Below are 17,154 nucleotides of genomic sequence, written 5' to 3'. Positions count from 1 at the left end.
AATTTATCATTCCTTAAAAAATGCTTTTTTATAATGTTTAGTTTTTGTTTTAGTTTTTCTATGTGATATATGGATAATTTCTTTTTGTAATTTTTTCTTACCTTTTTCTGCAACTTGACTATATGCAAATTTTTCTAAATGATGTAATAATCCAGTACCAAATAAAGTATTAACTGAAAACTTTAAACCAACATTTTTAAATGATTTGTTAATATTTTCAATAGGATTATTAATAACATTTACTACTTTATAATAAGTTCTTATTATTCTAAATATTTCTCTATATACTTTAAAACTATCTCTAATTACTTGTTGTAAAACTGGTGGAGCAAATGCTATTGCTTTTAATCATTTATTACGATTAACGCCATAACCAATGTATCAACCACTATATCAACGATATCAATGGAATGGATGTATTTGAGTAACAAAAGTTTTTGCTTTAAGAATACTATCAACAACTGTAATTGGTTTATATTTAGGATTGCGATGATAAATAGTAATTGCACATTTATCTAATGACAAAGGTTGAATTTTACAACCCATAAATACTGGGGAATTTAATGGAATTAATTGTGCATGTTTAATTGTTCTTTTTTCTGCACTAGTAAATAAATCAGTTGCTTTTTCTTTTAATTTCTGAATTTTTTCAAATACTTGTTTTTCTAATTTTTCAAATTTTTCTTGTAATTTATATATACTTTCTCGTATTTTTTCAAAATATGGTGTATCTTTTCAAAATTTATTTAAACCTTTTTTTAAATAAAATCTAATATCAAAATATTTAAAAGTTTGATTTGCTTTTAAAACAAGTTGATTAATAACATTATTTTTAAAATTAAATTTAATAGCATTAGCACGAATTTTTTGTAAATCTAAAATTAAAGTTTTTCCATATCTATTTTCTGAATGTATTGTATGAGCTGAGTTATACTTGTAAGTGCAAGTAAATAAAATTGCAAAAAATTCTCATATAAAAATTTCATAATGCTAAATTTAGTTTAGAAAAAAGTAAGGAGTTTTTATATGAGTTATAAACATCTTGGCATAGATGAAAGGATTTATATTGAGAATCAATTGAAATTTAAATTTAAAATTAGTGAAATAGCTAAAAATCTTAATCGAAGTATTAGTACTATTATTCGAGAAATTAATAGAAATAAAGATAATAATCATTATTTTTCATTAATTGCACAAAATAAAGCTGAAAATCGAAAACAATCACATATTAGTTTTCATAAGTTTAAAAATAAGAATTTAGTAAAATATGTACAACAAAAATTACTATTAGGTTGATCACCTGAACAAATTTATGGCAGAATTAAAAATTTTCATAAAGAGTGAGTTATTAGTTTTAAAACAATTTATACTTGAATTTATTTTGGAATGCTTGATAAAGTTACTAGTAAAAATTTAAGAAGAAAAGGTAAAAAACGAAAATCTAAAGAAAATCGTGGCAAGTTTAATGGTAAATCAATTAAAGAACGAGATATAAATGTTAATGATCGTATAACACTTGGTCATTGAGAAGGAGATACTATAGTATCATCACGAGGTAAAAGCAAATCATGTTTAATAACTTTAGTTGAAAGAGTATCACGATTTACTTTAGCAATATTAGTTAAAAACAGAACTACTAAAGTTATTAATAAAAATGTTAGTTATTATTTATCAATTCTTCCTAAAAACATTGTTAAAACTATTACTTTTGATCGTGGCAAAGAATTTTCAAATTGACAACAACTTGAAAAAAATTTAGATATAAAAATTTATTTTGCCAATCCATATTCACCTTGACAAAGAGGTACTAATGAAAATACTAATGGTTTAATTAGAGAAAAATTTCCTAAAAAATTTATTTTTTCAAAAACTAATAAAAATGAAGTTCATAAATTTATATTGTCTTTAAACCAAAGACCAAGAAAAATACTAAATTATCTTTCACCAATCGAATATTTGGATAGAAAAATAATTTAGTTGCACTTACCTTTACAATTTAGCATGAACTAAATTTAATCAATCATGTGGATTCATAGATAGTACTTTTTTTAAATCAGTATTAAATTTTTTTAAAAAGTTATTTGCTTTTTCAATATCTTTAATTTTAAATTTAGGAGTTAATTGGGGACTTAATTTTATTAATGTATTTTGTAATAATAAGTGTTCCATTAATTTTTCTGTTTCTAATTTTTGAAAATTATTCTTATATTGTCTTTCAGCAACATAACCTAAATCTCGTAATACTGTTTCACGATTAGGAGTAAAACTATAATTCATTAAATAACGTTTATTACCAATAATTTTATCTGTTAAAATTTCTTTTCCACTTACTTGACTAATAATTTCTTGTAAGTTTTTTACTTCTTTAATTCCAACTTGTTCTAATGTTTTAGTTTTTTGTGCTAATTTAATAAATTTAGTTGTACGATAACCACGACTAATTTTATTAAGTCCAGTAAATGCAGGAAGTATATTAAAGAAAGTATTTAATTTTGTTACATTTCCTTTTAAATAATCATAAACTTGATTAATAGTAAAATTAGTTAAAAACTCTACACCAACAGCACTAATACTAGCAACTAAATCACTAGCACCTAATCCAAGTGCAAAACTTTCACTTAATCCACCAGTAAAAGGAGCAAGTGCTACTGCTATAACTAGTACACCAATCATTTCTAAAATTTCTCATCAAAAACTTTTATTTTCTTGTTGTTTACTTATTCTAGTATGTTTTGGTTTATTTATGTTTAAAAGTATTGCTGTACTAGTTGTACCAATTGGCATGGCATTTAATTTCCTTTATTTAAGAGTTATTTTAATAGGATTAGTTGTTCCTTTATAATTTAAGTCATTAACATTTGCAGTAATAGTTATATATAAGTCACCTGCTTTTTGTTTTTGATTACTTACATTAGTTTTCCCTTGTGCATCACTAAAATATTTAATAGTTGGATTTGTTAAATATGGATTTAATGATTTAAGTTCATTAGTACTTTTTATTTGTGTATTTAATTCACTATTATTGTTATTAACATTTGCAGTAATATCAATTGTTAAAGTTGTAATCTTAGTTTTTAAATCAGTTTTATCATTATTAACAATTGCACATAACATTCAGCGTGAAGTTGTTTCTTCATCTGTTATATAGGGTATTGATTCACCAGTTACTTCTCCACCAACTAAATATCTTCTTCCAACTTTACCATCAGCAATATCTTGAACATATACAACTGTATTTTGTAACATATATCTTTTCATTGCTCTTGGTGTTGCTAAAACAAAAGACATAATTTTAGTTTCATTATTATCAGTAAATGTCATATAATCATCCATTACAATTTGACATAGTACACCTTTAATATATAAATCATTTCCATTTAATCTTAATTGTTGAGCAATCTGATTATCAGTAATTAATCCTTTATTATTAGCTAAATAAACAATACTATCATAAAGATTATTAGTAATAAAAAAACGACAATTATTACTATTTCTTAATTGAAATAAAGTATTTCAAGCATCTAACATTGATTTTAAATATTCTACTGATGCTTTATCAGTAATTTCTATTTTAGTTGCATATTTTGCAATTACATTTGTATCATTATTTGCTAAATAATCTGCTAAATCATTAGCAACTTCATATTGCATTGTATTTAATAAATTTTGTCCATTTTCAGCATTTAAATCAACATTAGCAATTATTTCACCCGCAACTGCTTCTTCTTTAATTTTTTTTAAAATTTTAATAGTTTCAGCATAACTAACATCTAATCCTTTGCTTTTATCATTTCATTTTAATACTTTAATTTCTGAATTTTTTGGTTTTTTAACTATAAATTCAATTTTTGTTGAATTAACCATTTCGATAGGAAAAAAACTTGCTCATGGTGAATTTGATTGTTTATAAAATTCTATAAACTCTGGTGCTTCTACTAATTTTTCGGTATTATCTAAATTTTTATTGAATTGTATTGCCATTTTTTGATTTCCTTTTTGTTATAAATTATTATTTTTTTTATAATCCAATAATGTACTTTTTATTGAATTTTGTTGATTTGTTATTATTGTTTGTGGTTTGCCACCTGTATTAATTGTTTGTTTAAATACTGGTTGTTCTTTAATCATTTTTTTAATAGTTTCTTCAATTTTTGAATTTTCTAGATTACTTGTTTTAAATTTTAAAAAATCATAAAATTCAGTTTTAACTTGATATTTTTTAAATATATTAATCATTTCTTTTTCTTTAATTTCTTGATTAAGTTTATTTAACTTATTTTCTGCTTCATTAACTTTATTTTCTATTTCTTGTTGAGCATTATTTTCAGTTAAAGGTTCAGTTGTTTGTTGAACATTATTTTCATTTTCTAACATTTAACATTCTCCTAATCTTATCCCAATAATCAATCTTTAACTAATTGTGGCATTTCACTTATTAGTTTTTTATAATCATTAACAGCATTTTCTAATGTATTGATATCAGAAAATTTAAAACAATTATCAATATGTAAATCAAAATCTCTATCAATACTAATATCTTGTTTTCTATATTTTTCATTAAATTCAATTTTTTTCATATTATTTTTCTCCTTTATTAATCTTTTCATTTAATTTTGCTAATTTTTTTTGATGTTTTATAATTTTGTTATTTGCTCTAACATGTTTTGGAGTTGTGATAAATCTTTTTAATAAAACAATAATTTCTCTGCAAATTAATGTTCCAACACTTGTTCCAATAATTATTAATTCATGTAAAAATTCTTTCATTAGAATATTTTCCTTTCAACTATTTATTTTTAATTATTAATCAAAGTCTCCATTTTTAATTTTTTCTACCATTCTATGGTAACAAAGTACAGATACTATTAATTCATCTAATTTTTTTTGTAAATGTTCTGCCTCTTTATTTGCATCTTTTATTATTTCAGTGTAATATTCAAGTAATTTTTCTTTATTCATAAATTATTCACCTCCTTTATAAACTCATATGACTATAATCTCATCTTAAATTTGATTGATTAGTAGTACCATATTCACTTACACTATCATTAATTAATCTTGTAGTTTCATGATTAAATGCTGTTTCTTGCATTTCTTCATTATGATGTGTGGTTTCCATAGGTAATAAATTATTGATAATTTCAGAAGCACCAGCAATTATGGTAGGTACTGCATAAGCATTATTAAAATCATTATTAATACCCATAGCAACTCCACTTGAAATTAAACATCCACCAGTAGCCATATTACAAATCTTTCTTATTGTTTCAAATTTATTAGGTATTAACTCAGTTAATCCACTAATAAGATTTGATATACCATAAGCATTTAAACTAATATATGTATCTCAATCCATTAATGACTGATTTTCTTGTTTATTTAATAGTAATCATGGAGGACCCTCAGTTGTAGTTGTAGTAGTTATTGGCATTGGTGTTGTTGGAATAATAGGATTAATATTATTTTCTGTTCATTTACTATAATTTGCTAAACCAATTGTTCCTAAACCTAATAAGATTTTTTTAGAACTATTAATTAATTTAGTTTTAGTATTTGGTCTTTGATTTAAATTTCATATATCTAAACCTAATTTTTTACCAAATAATAAACTATTAATTGAACCTAATACTGGATTACTTATTACTTGACCATAATAAGCACTTGTACCAATCATTGCACTTAAAGGACTTATTGAAGAGCGTATTATTTTTGTTAATGTATAATTATTTGTTTCCATTTCTATTCTCCTTTATTTGCTTTTAACATTTCTCTTACAATATCTAATAAAGTATTTACTTGATAATCATATAATTCAAATTCATGAATTCTAATTTTAATTTTTTTAATTTTCTAATTTTTTAATTGTTACTTTAATTCAACCTTGATAAACATCATTATCACCAACTATTAATGCAACATTACTTTCTGGGTCAGAAACAATTATGTGTTTGGATTTAACATTTGGGTATTGTTTTAAAATAATTGCTCTAATATCATTACTTGTATGAATTGCTTTTGGAAATGGTGACAATATTTCAATTTCATCTTTATTTTCAAACAAAGTAGGTAATATTATCATTAGTCAAAGTCTCCGTTTTTTATTTTTTCAATTAATAAATTTAAAAAACTATAATCGATTTTTTTAGTTAATTTAAGTCTGTCAAAAATTATTATATTTTTAATATATTCAAGTAATTTTTCTTTATTCATAATTTAACCTTTCTTTCCTAACTCTTTTATTTTGTTTTTGTTTACATAAGTTATTACATTTATGAGCAAAAACTCTACCATAACCACATTTATTATTTTTTTTAATTTTTATTATCATTATAAAATTCATTACTTTCTAAATATTCTAATATATTTGCATAAGTATCTGCTTTTGATTGAAATCATTTGTCTTCAACTTGATTAAAATTATTATAAAATTCAGATAAAAAAGATACTAATTTTTCTTTATTAATACAATTTTTATGTCTTGATTTATTAATTTCATCAACTTTAATTCTATGTTCTTTACAATATGCTCTACAATATTCATCAAATTGCTCTTCTGTCATATTTTCACATTGTCTTTGTCTTTGTTCATTTTTAATTTCATCATAATGTGGTTCATGAATAAATTTTTCAAATGTTATTGTTTCAGTTCATGTACATCTATTCATTATTTATTCTCCTTATTTTTAATTTGATTAGCAATTTCACTTAATATTTTCAATACTTTATATTCATTTTTTAATTTTTTAATAATAAATATTAAAAATATTATTAGTGTTATACTTGTTATTAATATTGGTACTATTAATAAAATTTTTCATAATATCATTTTTTACTCTTTTCATTTTTTAAATCATTTAACATTAATTGAACAAAATACACGATTTTTAAGAATATTTAAAGTGTTAAAGATTTGACCAGTTACAATAATTTCATCATTTTTGTTTAATAAAATACAGCGTCTATAAAGTTTTGGGTTATTAAAAATTAAAGTAACATAATTTAATCCATTTCATTGACCATGAACACTATAATATAATTCCTTATTACCTTTTTCGTAATATTTTGCTTCAATAGTGTTACTCAGTTTTACTTTTAATTTGACATAATTTTCTTTATCTTTCATTTTTAGAATTCCTTAAATAATTATCAAAAATCAATATTTTCTTATGATTTTTTAAATAATATTGAATATGCTTATAAGCATCTTGTTCATGTTTTGTTAATTTTATATTTCCTTTATAATTTGTTATTTTATTTTTATTTTTTGGGTGGTTTTCTAGATAATCTCAGTTAAAAACATCTTGAACTAATACCATTAATGCACCAATAATTTTAGGTGTTGCTAATGGATTAGTTAATAATTGTTTTGAACTTAAAAAGAAATTTTCTACAATAACTTATATTTTTTTATCAATAAATTTTTCTTTAATTAATTGCAATTTTTCTTTATACATATTTTTAGTTCATAAAACAGTTAATGTATTAAATGTTTCATTAAAAACAATATTATTAGTTTCACTTGAATATATAACCATTCCATTATTACCAATTCCAGCAGGGTCAATTCCAATAATTAAGTCATATTGCATTAATTAAGTTAAGCTCTAATAACCGTTTTAATAATTTCTAAATCACAATTACATCAACAATATTTATATTCTTCAATAAATTCTTTATGACCACAAACTAAATTATCTTTTTTTAAATCATCAATCAGTTTAATTAGCCCTATTTTAAATTCAATATCATCACTGTCTGGTATGCAAATCGTTCCTCTTTTAGTTAAATATTCTTTATCCATATTTATACCTCCTACTTAACTTAATATTTAAAATACAGTCATAACAAATTGCTTTACTATTTTTATCTCTTAAAAAATATTTTCTTGTTTTTATATCATTAGTATTAAAGAATAAATAATCTAATTTATTTTGTTTACATGTTCAACAAAAATACTTTTTCATTATGAGTTGAAATTTCCTTATAAGAAGTAACTATATAATTAATTGGTAAATCATCATGTTTATATGGATTATTTATTTTAAAACATTTTCTGTTTTCTTCTCACGTAATGTTATATTTAAAACAAGGATTAGTAATTTTAGTTTTGTTATCTGTTATTTCACCCATAAATCAACTATTATGCTGTTCATAAAATTTTAATGGTTCAAGTTTTATATCATTAAGATAATATTCTTTTGGAGCAGTTGGTTTATTAACAGTTATTTTTTGGTTTTTAATATATGGTTCTAATAATTTTATTAATTCATTACCACTTAATTCTTTTTTAATATTTTCTAAATTAAAAACTCAATATGTATATTTATCATCAGCAATAAAACTATTATTTTTAACCATTCATTTTGGACATTGTAATTTATATTCACCATAATCAATAATAATAGATTGTGGTTTATCTTTAACAATTTGTTCTTTTTTAAATTCTATTTGCATAATAATCCTTTCCTAATATGTTCTGTTGCTTCTAGCATAAAGAACATATATTTTGATTTTTAGATTATTAATAATACTACTATTAGTTTTATTAATTTCAGAAATTCTGGGCTCAAAAATAAATTGTGAAATTTTAAAAAGAAATCGAGGCATTCGATTCAATATTTATTTAATTTGTGTTAAACAAATTAATACTTTAATTGAACCGGCACCGCTCAATTTTTTTTACAAGTTTGAAATTTATTTTCTCGCTCAAAAAATTTTTCAAAAAAAAATAAAAAATAAAACCAACACTTGCTCACTGGGGGGTGGCAAGGTTGGTTAAATAAAGAATAGAATTAATACAATAGGTCCCTAAAACAGGTCTATATATACTAGTTTCCAATTCGCTCCCACCCCAAGAATTACCATTAAATGGTTAGTATATTTTATTAGGTATCACTCCACTTTTTATTTATCCATGCAAGTCCACATGTTCTAGCTACTATTTTTAACAACTGTGTTGTAGTTCACTTTTTTAGTTCCCTAACACGTGTTGATAATAGCGTTAAAGAGGTTTATTAAAAATTTTAAAATTTTACAATTACAAAAAAAGACAAGATTATTTCTTGTCTTTTTCCTTAATAATAACTTTGAGAATAATTTTTATTTTATTTAAATATATATTTTTTAAAATACGTCGAATATAAATTTAAGGGTAAAAGAGAATTTAATTTATCTATCATCATTTTTAAATGGTAATATTCAAAAGAATTTATTTATCTAGTAATTAATCTTCCTACTTTTTTGGGAACCTCCCTTGATTTTTCCATTTCTTGTATTATCATAAAAAATAAAATAGTTGATAAACTAAGACTAGTTAATAATATTCCGGTGGAACTAATTATAGTTCCAGTTATGAATTCTTTAAAATATTTACTGTTATTATTTTGAATAGGCATGTTTAGTTAACTCCTTGTTTTTTATGCATAAAAATTATTTATTTTTAATTATTTACTTTAAAATAAAGAAAATTTAATTTTATAATTTGATTATATTATAATTCAAATTATAAATAAAATTTGACAGTAAAATATATGTTAAATTTTTTTATAAAATTTAAGGAATAAAAGTATCTATTTTTCAAAAAATAATATGATATAATATGTGGGTGAAGGATATAGCGGAAAAGGTCTTTCATGTACTTATTTTCTAAGTTTGGTCAAAGATAGTGTGGAAATATATATTATTATAGTAATGTAGAGTTTATTAACTTTTATCTTTTAAAGATAAAAAAATATTAATTTTAAAAAAGAGTATTTAAATCAAATGTAGTCTAAAAGCAAAGAGGGGTATTGTCATGATTAAAATATATGTTTCGCCAAGTTGTTTGTCTTCAAAAAAAGTTATTCAATTTTTTGATAAACATAAAATTCCATATATTAAACGTAATATTATCCATAATCCATTGACCGATACTGAAATTAAATTATTATTAAGATTTGTACCAAATGGTGTTGGTGATATTATTTCAACAAGAGCAAAGTTTATTAAAACACATGCTATTAATATTGAAAAGTTAACAATGTTACAAGTTTTTGATTTAATTAAAACTTCACCAACTGTTTTAAAACGTCCAATTATTGTTCAAGAAAATAAACAACGTATTCAAATTGGTTATAATGAAGATGAGATTGAATTATTTTTACGTGGTTCTATTGAAAACGAATTTGAAGATTCTTGTGAAATATTTTAATTGAAATATGATTGGAATACATGATGAAAAATTATAAATTTACAATTATTGCTAATAAATATGAGAATTCTCAATCATTAGCTAAGGAATTAAGGGCCAAGTTATTGGCCCTTAAAGCACTTGAAGATACTTCTTTTCCAGATATTGTTTTTATTATTGGTGGTGATGGAACATTTTTAAAAGCTGTTCATGATTATAATAATATACTCAATACTGTTAAGTTTGTTAGTTTTAAATGTGGTAATCTTGGTTTTTATGAAAACTTTTTAAACACAGAAGTTGACAAAGTATTAATGTGAATTGATAAAAATGATAATAATTTAATAGTAAATAAATTTTCATTATTAGAAGTAAATATTAATAATAAGATTTTATATGCTATTAATGAAGTTAAATTTGTTAATTTAACAACAACTCTTTCATGTCAAGTGTTAATTAATAATCAATTATTTGAAAACTTTCGTGGTTCTGGTTTAGTTATTGCAACAAGAACTGGTTCGACGGGTTTAATGAAATCACTTGGTGGTGCTGTTTTAATTTCAAATCATAACTTAATGCAATTTCATGAAATTGCTCCAGTAGCTAATAATAGTTATCGCAGTTTAAATTCACCACTAATTTTGGATGAAAATCATGAAATTACTTTGAAAAATATTCAAAAAGATAGTAAATTGAGCGATTTTGGAAAATTAATTGTTGATACTTTTGATTTTAATGATAAACTAAATGATAAGGTAACAATTAAATTATCAAAATTAACGTTACAAGTTTTAGAATATCGACTTAATCATTATTCTTTACTTGCTAAAGTAAAAAAAGCTTTTATTCAAGAAGATTAAGAAAATATTTAAAAATATATTAATTAAGGAAGGTAATCATGCCAATTTGACAAATAGTATTATTAGTTATTGCATTGTTATTTGCTGTGGCTAGTATTGGGATTTGAATATGAAATGTTAGTACAGCTAAAAAATTACGCAATCAACAAGAAAGTAGTTTAAAACCCATTAATAAACCACAAAAATTCCCATTTAAATTACAAAATTTTATTGTTGATTTAGGAGGAATTGATAATATTAAAGGGACAACAGCAACAGCAAATAAAATTAAGGTAGAGATTATTGATCATTCAAAAATTAATTTTAATAATCTTAAAAAAATTAAAAATCGTGGTATTTTAGACCAAGACGATAGTGTTAGTTTAGTCCTAGGAACTTATTGTAATAATTTAAGTATTGCTATTAATGATCTTATTAAATTAAATAATGAGAAATAAGTTATTTTTTGTAATATCCATAAATACCATTAATTAAAACATAAGTGTTAGTATAGCCCAATTCTCTGAGTGTTAGTGCAGCAGCAGTTGAACGATTTCCTGCATTACAAATAGTTATAATCACTTGATTTTTGTTTTCAATATATTTACTAGGATTTTTAATCAAATCATAGTAAGGAATATTAACAATATTAAGTTCACCATTATCATTTGTTATTTTTTTTAAAATTTGATATTCAGCAACATCACGAACATCAATAATTAAAGCTTTATTTTTAATTTTATCAAAGTCTTTATTTGAAATTGAAATTTCATTTTGTATTTTATATTTAAACATAAGTTATGACCTCCTAAAATAAAATTGTTCTATAACTTATTTTAACATTTTATTATGCTATAATGCTCATAGTTGCGACAAAAAATGGAAGTTAAGGAGTAAAATAATGTTAAAAGAAAAATTCCTTTTTAAAGAAGGAAAATATGAATTAATTGTTGAATTAGGTACAATGGCTAATTTAGCAGAAAAATCAGTAAAAATTACTTATGGAAATACAGTTGTATTAACAACTGTATCTTATAATGAAGTTATTAATAATCAAGATTTTTTTCCATTACAAATAGTTTTTCAAGAAAAGTTATATTCAGTTGGTAAGATTCCGGGTGGTTTTTTAAAGCGTGAAGGTCGACCTAGTGAATATGCAACACTATGTGCTAGATTAATTGATCGTTCAATTCGTCCATTATTTCCAAAAGGTTTTGTTAATGAAGTGCAAGTTGTAAATAATGTTTTTGCGTTAGATGATGCTTGTGATGTTAGAGTAAATGCAGCTTTTGGGACTTCACTTGCTTTAGGATTAAGTAGTTTGCCATTTCAGGGTCCTAGTGCTACTGTTGTTGTTGGTAAAATAAATGATGAACTTGTCCTTAATCCAACACAAGAGCAATTATTAAATTCAAAAATGGAATTAATTGTTGGTGGAACAAAAGATGCCATCAATATGGTTGAAGCAGGATGTCATGATATTTTAGAAAAAGATATGATTAAAGCATTAAAATTTGCACATGAACATATTATTAAATTAATAATTTTTCAAGAAAGTATCATTGAAAAATTAAAACCAAATAAATTTGAGCCACAGTTAGCATTAATTCCTGTTAATATTGAACAATTTGTAGAAACAAATTGTCAATCACAAATTAGTAAAATTAGTACTACTGTTGATAAAAAAAGTCGAAGCAACTTGATTAAAAATTTAGTTGAAGAAACATTTCAAAGTTTTAAAAATGAATTTAATCAAGAAGTTTTAAATATTGGTGAAGAAACAACTATTCATAATTTATGCAAAAGTATTGATCAATTATTACAAAAAGCAATGCGTACTATGATTTTAAAAAATAATGTACGAGTTGATGGACGAAAAGCTGATGATATTAGAAAATTAACAAGTATGATTGATGTTTTACCTATTGTTCATGGTAGTGCAATGTTTACTCGTGGTGAAACACAAGTTTTATCAGTTTTAACGTTGGGTGCACTTGCTGAACATCAAATTATTGATGGATTAGGTAAAGAAGAGTATAAACGTTTTATTCATCATTATAATTTTTCTCCATTTTCTGTTGGTGAAACCGGAAGAATGGGTGTTCCTTCACGACGTGAGATTGGTCATGGCGCCCTTGGTGAAAAAGCATTATTACAAATTATTCCTCTTGAAAAAGATTTCCCTTATACAATTAGATTAGTATCAGAAGTATTAGCATCAAATGGTTCAACTTCACAAGCAGCAATTTGTGCTTCATCAATGGCATTAATGGCTGGTGGTGTACCAATTAGAGCTGCAATTGCTGGTATTGCCATGGGTTTAATTAAAGAAGAAAAAGATTTTACAATTTTAACTGACATTCAAGGATTAGAAGATCACTTAGGTGATATGGATTTTAAAGTGGCAGGAACAGCCAATGGTATTTGTGCTTTACAAATGGATATTAAAATTACTGGTATTGATTTTAATATTATTACACAAGCTTTGGAAAAAGCCAGAGTTGCGAGATTACAAGTATTAGCAAACATGAATGAAGTAATTAAAAAGCCTAGAACTACATTGGCACCTAATGCTCCAAAAATTATTCAAAAGTTAATTCCAATTGATAAAATTCGTGATATTATTGGTGTTGGTGGGAAAGTTATTAATAAAATTATTACCGACTGTGATAATGTTAAAATTGATATTGAAGATGATGGACGATTGATGATTTATCATAATGAACAATCAGCCATTGATAAAGCTTGACAAATTATTGAAAGTATTGTTAATCCTGTTCAAATTAAAATCGGTTCTGAATTTGATAGTAAAGTTGTAAAAATTGTTAATTTTGGTGTTTTTGTTAATTTACAAGATAAGATTGATGGTTTAATTCATATTTCAGAATTTTCAAAAAAATTTAATAAACGTATTGATAATTTAAATAATGTCGTTAAAATTAATGATATAATTAAAGTTCGAGTAATTAAAGTTGAAGATAATAGTAAGCTTAGTTTAGAAATTATTGATAAATAATTTGAAACTATTTTTAATGAAAATTAATTACAGTTTTATTATTAAATTAGTGTTAAAATACTAATAACATAATATAGCAGCATCTTGGGAATTTAAGTTAAAATTTTAATTTTTATGTTCTTCTAAGATATTAAATTTTATAAAATAAAAATAAAGAAAGTTGAAAACTGGTGAAAACATGGCAAAGATAAAAGTATTTGCTCTGGGTGGATTAGATGAACGTGGTAAAAACTTATATGTTGTTGAAGTAAATGATAAGATATTTGTATTTGATGCCGGCATTAGACTCCCAGAAAGAGAAATTTTAGGAATTGATATTATTATTCCAGATTATACATATTTAAAAGAAAATAAACATCGTATTCAAGGTATATTTATTTCAAAACCATCTGATGATGCTTTTGGAGCACTACCTTATATTTTAAAAGATTTTAATAAAATAAAACCCGAGTATAAAGTTCCAATCTTTACTAGTAAATTAACTGATTTTATGATTAAGCAGAAATTAGAACGTTTTCGTTTTATTAATCAAAATGAAATTATAATTAAAACTATTGAGCCTGAACAAAAAGTATCGTTTGGTAATGTTGTTGTTAAAACATTTAAAACAACTACTTCAATTCCAGGTAGTTTAGGTTTTGTTTTAACTGTAAATAATGGTGAAAATATTAAATTAAATGAAACAATTGTTTATACGGGTGATTATATTTTTGATGGTGAACATCGTAGTGATTTTACTACTGATATTCAACATTTAGCTAGTGTTTCTAAAAATGATGTTTTATTATTAATTAGTGAAGCAACATGTGCCAATAGAAAAGCTTTTACAGCTCCTAAGCATAAAATTCAAACTATTATTGAACCAGTATTAAAAGAAGCACCAGGAAGGGTTATTCTTGCATGTTATGATCAAGATTTATATCGTGTTAGTGAAATTCTTAATGCTATTAAAGAAACTGACTCTAAACGTAAAATTGCAGTTTATGGTGCAACTTTATATGATATTTTATTAAAAGTTAATGATTTAAACGCTTTCAATATTGATAAATCACAAATTATTAATTTAGCACAAACAATTGGTACTAAAGATACAGTAATTATTGTTACTGGTAGTGGTGAACGTTTATTTACTAGAATGAATAAAATTGCTATTGGTAATGATGATTATTTAAAACTTGAATCGCAAGATACAATAATTTTAGCAACTCCACCAATTCCAGGAAATGAATTGGCTCATGCAGCCTTATTAGATGACTTAGCACGTACTGATGTTAAAGTTATTAATATATCAGAAAAACAAGCTTGAAGTTTAAATGCTTCTTATGAAGATATTAAGTTAATGGTTAATATTATTGAACCAAAATATTTTTTACCAGTTAAAGGTTTATATAAAGATTTTGTAGCAGCACAAGCAGCAGCCATTGATGCTGGTGTGTTACATAACAATGCTTTAATTCATGATAATGGTGAAGTTATTACTTTTGAAAATGGTAAATTAATTGATAATTTTGTTAAACAGTATGTTGCACGTCCTTCTCGTTTTAATGATAAAAATGCTACTAATAAAACAACAGATAACTTAATAAAAACTGGTGATGTATATGTAGATGGTATTGGTGTTGGTGATATTGGTTCAATTGTTATTAGTGAAAGAAAACAATTACAACGTGATGGTATTTTAATTACAGGAGTGACAATAAATTGTAAAACTAAGGAAATTGTTTCTTTAATTGATGCACAAATGCGTGGTGTTGTTTATTTAACTAATAATGAAGAAATGTTGAAAAAATTGCAAAACATTATTATTAATGTTATTGAAAAATATAAAACTAATACTGCTTTTAGTCTTAGTGAAGTTAAGACTAAAATGAAAAATGATTTACAAGATTATATTAAAAAAGAAACTGGTAAGTTACCTATGATTTTAACAGTTGTTAATGAAATTTAAGGTTAATGATAATATCATTAACCTTAAATTATATAATTTTTTCATATTTAAACTAATTTTAAAATTTATATAATGTTTACTAAATTAGAACCAGTTTAGAAAAATACTAAAGACTATTGAAAATCAATTTAAAATAATTTATAGTGCATTTAGTAAAAAAACATGAAAATTATTGCTGGAAAATTTGAAAGTAATAAAAAAATTTCTTCAACTTGTATATTAGTTTCGGTTGAAGAAATTTTTTATTTTATTAATTAAAAATCCAATAACTTTGTAAACTACATTATATAAATTAATAGAAAAATTTAAAATTTAAAAATTTCATGGATTATAATGTCCTTTACCTTTTATTTTTGCTGCATTTTCTGCTTCTGCACGTTCTCTTTTTTGTCTTTCATCTTCTTCAGCTGCTCTGGCACGTTCTCTTAATTCTTTAGTTCTATCTTCTTTTAATTTTTCTTGAAAAATTTTTTCTCGTTTTGCTTCTCTTTCTATTCTTTGTTTTTCCATATATTCATTTGCTTCTTTTACAGGTTGGCTTTCTTCTTCGGCTTTTCTATTTTTTTCTTCTCTTTCTCTTTTTTCTTTTTGTTTTTGTCTTTCTTCTCTTTCGGCTTTTAATCTAGCTTGGTCTCTTTCAATTTTTCGTAGTTGTTCTGCTTGTTTTTCGGCTTCTCTTTGTCTTTCTTTTTTTTCTTGTTCTTCTTTTTGTCTTTTTCTTTCTTCTCTTTCGGCTTTTAATTTAGTTTGGTCTCTTTCAATTTTTCGTAGTTGTTCTGCTTGTTTTTCGGCTTCTTTTTGTCTTTCTTGTTCTTCTTTTTTATTTTTATTAAAACCTCACATTGTTTATGTCCGCTTTAAAATTAGAAAATAAAAACCCATTTTACTTTAAATGAAGCAACGGGTAAAACTTATATTAAGTTTACAATGATTATATAATATTATATAAATTAATTGTTAAATAAATATAAATAAGAAAAATGATTTATTTTAAATTTTTAAAATCTAGAAAATAATGAATATGAAATTTAAATAATACATTTTTTATGATAAAAGTATTAAAAAAATATTATTGTTCTTTTGCAATAATAAATCAAAAATCGATTATAGAAAGATATTACATATATCAATTATGTTATACTATTTTTATAAGTTATTTTGTGGAGACTGTTAAGAGGTGATA

27 protein-coding genes are annotated in these 17,154 nt (G+C 23.5%); 6 read left to right on the top strand and 21 right to left on the bottom strand.

Going from position 1 to position 17,154, the window contains the following annotated elements:
• Positions 1-3: 3 nt before the first annotated feature.
• The gene (locus AACL05_RS06265; protein ID WP_338985889.1) at positions 4-546 is read right to left on the bottom strand and encodes a hypothetical protein; all 543 of its coding nucleotides are present in this window, start codon (positions 544-546) and stop codon (positions 4-6) included.
• A gap of 480 nt (positions 547-1,026) precedes the next feature.
• Here AACL05_RS06265 and AACL05_RS06260 point away from each other — a divergent pair, with 480 nt between their 5' ends.
• Positions 1,027-1,977 carry an IS30 family transposase gene (locus AACL05_RS06260; protein ID WP_338960236.1) on the top strand — a complete coding sequence of 317 codons (951 nt, stop codon included), beginning with the start codon at positions 1,027-1,029 and terminating at the stop codon, positions 1,975-1,977.
• A 12-nt stretch (positions 1,978-1,989) separates the two neighbouring features.
• Here the strand turns inward: AACL05_RS06260 and AACL05_RS06255 are convergent, their stop codons facing one another.
• From AACL05_RS06255 to AACL05_RS06170, 18 genes are all read right to left on the bottom strand, one after another.
• Positions 1,990-2,784 carry a hypothetical protein gene (locus AACL05_RS06255; protein ID WP_338985888.1) on the bottom strand — a complete coding sequence of 265 codons (795 nt, stop codon included), beginning with the start codon at positions 2,782-2,784 and terminating at the stop codon, positions 1,990-1,992.
• A gap of 15 nt (positions 2,785-2,799) precedes the next feature.
• Complete coding sequence (locus AACL05_RS06250) at positions 2,800-3,981, bottom strand: hypothetical protein (protein ID WP_338985886.1); 1,182 nt, start codon at positions 3,979-3,981, stop codon at positions 2,800-2,802.
• Positions 3,982-3,999: 18 nt separating this feature from the next.
• A complete protein-coding gene (locus AACL05_RS06245; RefSeq protein WP_338960732.1) occupies positions 4,000-4,374 on the bottom strand; it encodes a hypothetical protein in 375 nt (124 codons plus the stop codon).
• Between the two features lie 17 nt (positions 4,375-4,391).
• Positions 4,392-4,577, bottom strand: coding sequence for a hypothetical protein (locus AACL05_RS06240; protein ID WP_338960729.1), 186 nt, complete (start codon positions 4,575-4,577; stop codon positions 4,392-4,394).
• Between the two features lies 1 nt (position 4,578).
• Positions 4,579-4,767: a hypothetical protein gene (locus AACL05_RS06235; protein ID WP_174481134.1), complete on the bottom strand. Its 189-nt coding sequence runs from the start codon at positions 4,765-4,767 to the stop codon at positions 4,579-4,581.
• 36 nt (positions 4,768-4,803) lie between these two features.
• A complete protein-coding gene (locus AACL05_RS06230; protein ID WP_338960727.1) occupies positions 4,804-4,959 on the bottom strand; it encodes a hypothetical protein in 156 nt (51 codons plus the stop codon).
• Between the two features lie 16 nt (positions 4,960-4,975).
• A complete protein-coding gene (locus AACL05_RS06225) occupies positions 4,976-5,737 on the bottom strand; it encodes a hypothetical protein (protein ID WP_338960724.1) in 762 nt (253 codons plus the stop codon).
• A gap of 105 nt (positions 5,738-5,842) precedes the next feature.
• Positions 5,843-6,079, bottom strand: coding sequence for a hypothetical protein (locus AACL05_RS06220; protein WP_338960722.1), 237 nt, complete (start codon positions 6,077-6,079; stop codon positions 5,843-5,845).
• Positions 6,079-6,210, bottom strand: a complete 132-nt coding sequence (locus tag AACL05_RS06215; protein WP_338960719.1) for a hypothetical protein — start codon at positions 6,208-6,210, stop codon at positions 6,079-6,081. The genes AACL05_RS06220 and AACL05_RS06215 overlap by 1 nt, the downstream gene beginning before the upstream one ends.
• A gap of 101 nt (positions 6,211-6,311) precedes the next feature.
• Positions 6,312-6,665 carry a hypothetical protein gene (locus tag AACL05_RS06210; RefSeq protein WP_338960716.1) on the bottom strand — a complete coding sequence of 118 codons (354 nt, stop codon included), beginning with the start codon at positions 6,663-6,665 and terminating at the stop codon, positions 6,312-6,314.
• Positions 6,665-6,826 (bottom strand): hypothetical protein, encoded by a 162-nt coding sequence (locus tag AACL05_RS06205; RefSeq protein ID WP_338960714.1) that lies wholly within the window; start codon positions 6,824-6,826, stop codon positions 6,665-6,667. Before AACL05_RS06205 ends, AACL05_RS06210 begins: the two co-directional genes overlap by 1 nt.
• Positions 6,827-6,829: 3 nt before the next feature.
• On the bottom strand, positions 6,830-7,123 hold the full coding sequence (locus AACL05_RS06200; RefSeq protein ID WP_338960712.1) for a hypothetical protein: 294 nt from the start codon (positions 7,121-7,123) through the stop codon (positions 6,830-6,832).
• Complete coding sequence (locus AACL05_RS06195) at positions 7,113-7,316, bottom strand: hypothetical protein (protein ID WP_338960710.1); 204 nt, start codon at positions 7,314-7,316, stop codon at positions 7,113-7,115. Before AACL05_RS06195 ends, AACL05_RS06200 begins: the two co-directional genes overlap by 11 nt.
• A gap of 81 nt (positions 7,317-7,397) precedes the next feature.
• Complete coding sequence (locus tag AACL05_RS06190; RefSeq protein ID WP_338960708.1) at positions 7,398-7,589, bottom strand: hypothetical protein; 192 nt, start codon at positions 7,587-7,589, stop codon at positions 7,398-7,400.
• A gap of 8 nt (positions 7,590-7,597) precedes the next feature.
• The gene (locus tag AACL05_RS06185; protein ID WP_338960705.1) at positions 7,598-7,801 is read right to left on the bottom strand and encodes a hypothetical protein; all 204 of its coding nucleotides are present in this window, start codon (positions 7,799-7,801) and stop codon (positions 7,598-7,600) included.
• Positions 7,794-7,964 carry a hypothetical protein gene (locus AACL05_RS06180; RefSeq protein ID WP_338960703.1) on the bottom strand — a complete coding sequence of 57 codons (171 nt, stop codon included), beginning with the start codon at positions 7,962-7,964 and terminating at the stop codon, positions 7,794-7,796. Before AACL05_RS06180 ends, AACL05_RS06185 begins: the two co-directional genes overlap by 8 nt.
• Complete coding sequence (locus AACL05_RS06175) at positions 7,936-8,454, bottom strand: hypothetical protein (protein ID WP_338960700.1); 519 nt, start codon at positions 8,452-8,454, stop codon at positions 7,936-7,938. The genes AACL05_RS06180 and AACL05_RS06175 overlap by 29 nt, the downstream gene beginning before the upstream one ends.
• A 758-nt stretch (positions 8,455-9,212) precedes the next feature.
• On the bottom strand, positions 9,213-9,395 hold the full coding sequence (locus AACL05_RS06170) for a hypothetical protein (protein WP_338960698.1): 183 nt from the start codon (positions 9,393-9,395) through the stop codon (positions 9,213-9,215).
• Between the two features lie 398 nt (positions 9,396-9,793).
• Between AACL05_RS06170 and AACL05_RS06165 the strand changes: the two genes are divergently transcribed.
• From AACL05_RS06165 to AACL05_RS06155, 3 genes are read left to right on the top strand one after another with little or no spacing between them, the layout of a single operon-like run.
• The gene (locus tag AACL05_RS06165) at positions 9,794-10,189 is read left to right on the top strand and encodes a Spx/MgsR family RNA polymerase-binding regulatory protein (RefSeq protein WP_174481244.1); all 396 of its coding nucleotides are present in this window, start codon (positions 9,794-9,796) and stop codon (positions 10,187-10,189) included.
• Between the two features lie 23 nt (positions 10,190-10,212).
• A complete protein-coding gene (locus AACL05_RS06160; RefSeq protein WP_338960695.1) occupies positions 10,213-11,028 on the top strand; it encodes an NAD(+)/NADH kinase in 816 nt (271 codons plus the stop codon).
• A gap of 38 nt (positions 11,029-11,066) precedes the next feature.
• Positions 11,067-11,465, top strand: coding sequence for a hypothetical protein (locus AACL05_RS06155; protein WP_281749171.1), 399 nt, complete (start codon positions 11,067-11,069; stop codon positions 11,463-11,465).
• Position 11,466: 1 nt separating this feature from the next.
• Here AACL05_RS06155 and AACL05_RS06150 read toward each other — a convergent pair whose 3' ends face one another.
• Positions 11,467-11,802, bottom strand: coding sequence for a rhodanese-like domain-containing protein (locus AACL05_RS06150; protein ID WP_338960691.1), 336 nt, complete (start codon positions 11,800-11,802; stop codon positions 11,467-11,469).
• 106 nt (positions 11,803-11,908) lie between these two features.
• Between AACL05_RS06150 and AACL05_RS06145 the strand changes: the two genes are divergently transcribed.
• Together AACL05_RS06145 and AACL05_RS06140 are read left to right on the top strand one after the other, a co-directional pair.
• Positions 11,909-14,023: a polyribonucleotide nucleotidyltransferase gene (locus tag AACL05_RS06145; RefSeq protein ID WP_338960688.1), complete on the top strand. Its 2,115-nt coding sequence runs from the start codon at positions 11,909-11,911 to the stop codon at positions 14,021-14,023.
• 178 nt (positions 14,024-14,201) lie between these two features.
• Positions 14,202-15,971 carry a ribonuclease J gene (locus AACL05_RS06140; RefSeq protein WP_338960685.1) on the top strand — a complete coding sequence of 590 codons (1,770 nt, stop codon included), beginning with the start codon at positions 14,202-14,204 and terminating at the stop codon, positions 15,969-15,971.
• A 312-nt stretch (positions 15,972-16,283) separates the two neighbouring features.
• On the opposite strand, the gene AACL05_RS06135 is transcribed toward AACL05_RS06140, so the two are convergent.
• The gene (locus AACL05_RS06135; protein WP_338985884.1) at positions 16,284-16,814 is read right to left on the bottom strand and encodes a hypothetical protein; all 531 of its coding nucleotides are present in this window, start codon (positions 16,812-16,814) and stop codon (positions 16,284-16,286) included.
• Positions 16,815-17,154: the final 340 nt, after the last annotated feature.

The sequence above is a fragment of the Spiroplasma endosymbiont of Thecophora atra genome (assembly GCF_964019735.1).
Taxonomy (GTDB): Bacteria; Bacillota_I; Bacilli_A; order Mycoplasmatales; family VBWQ01; genus Spiroplasma_E; species Spiroplasma_E ixodetis_A.
Note: the sequence above shows the minus strand (reverse complement) of the source record. Positions and strands in the feature narration are given on the sequence as shown.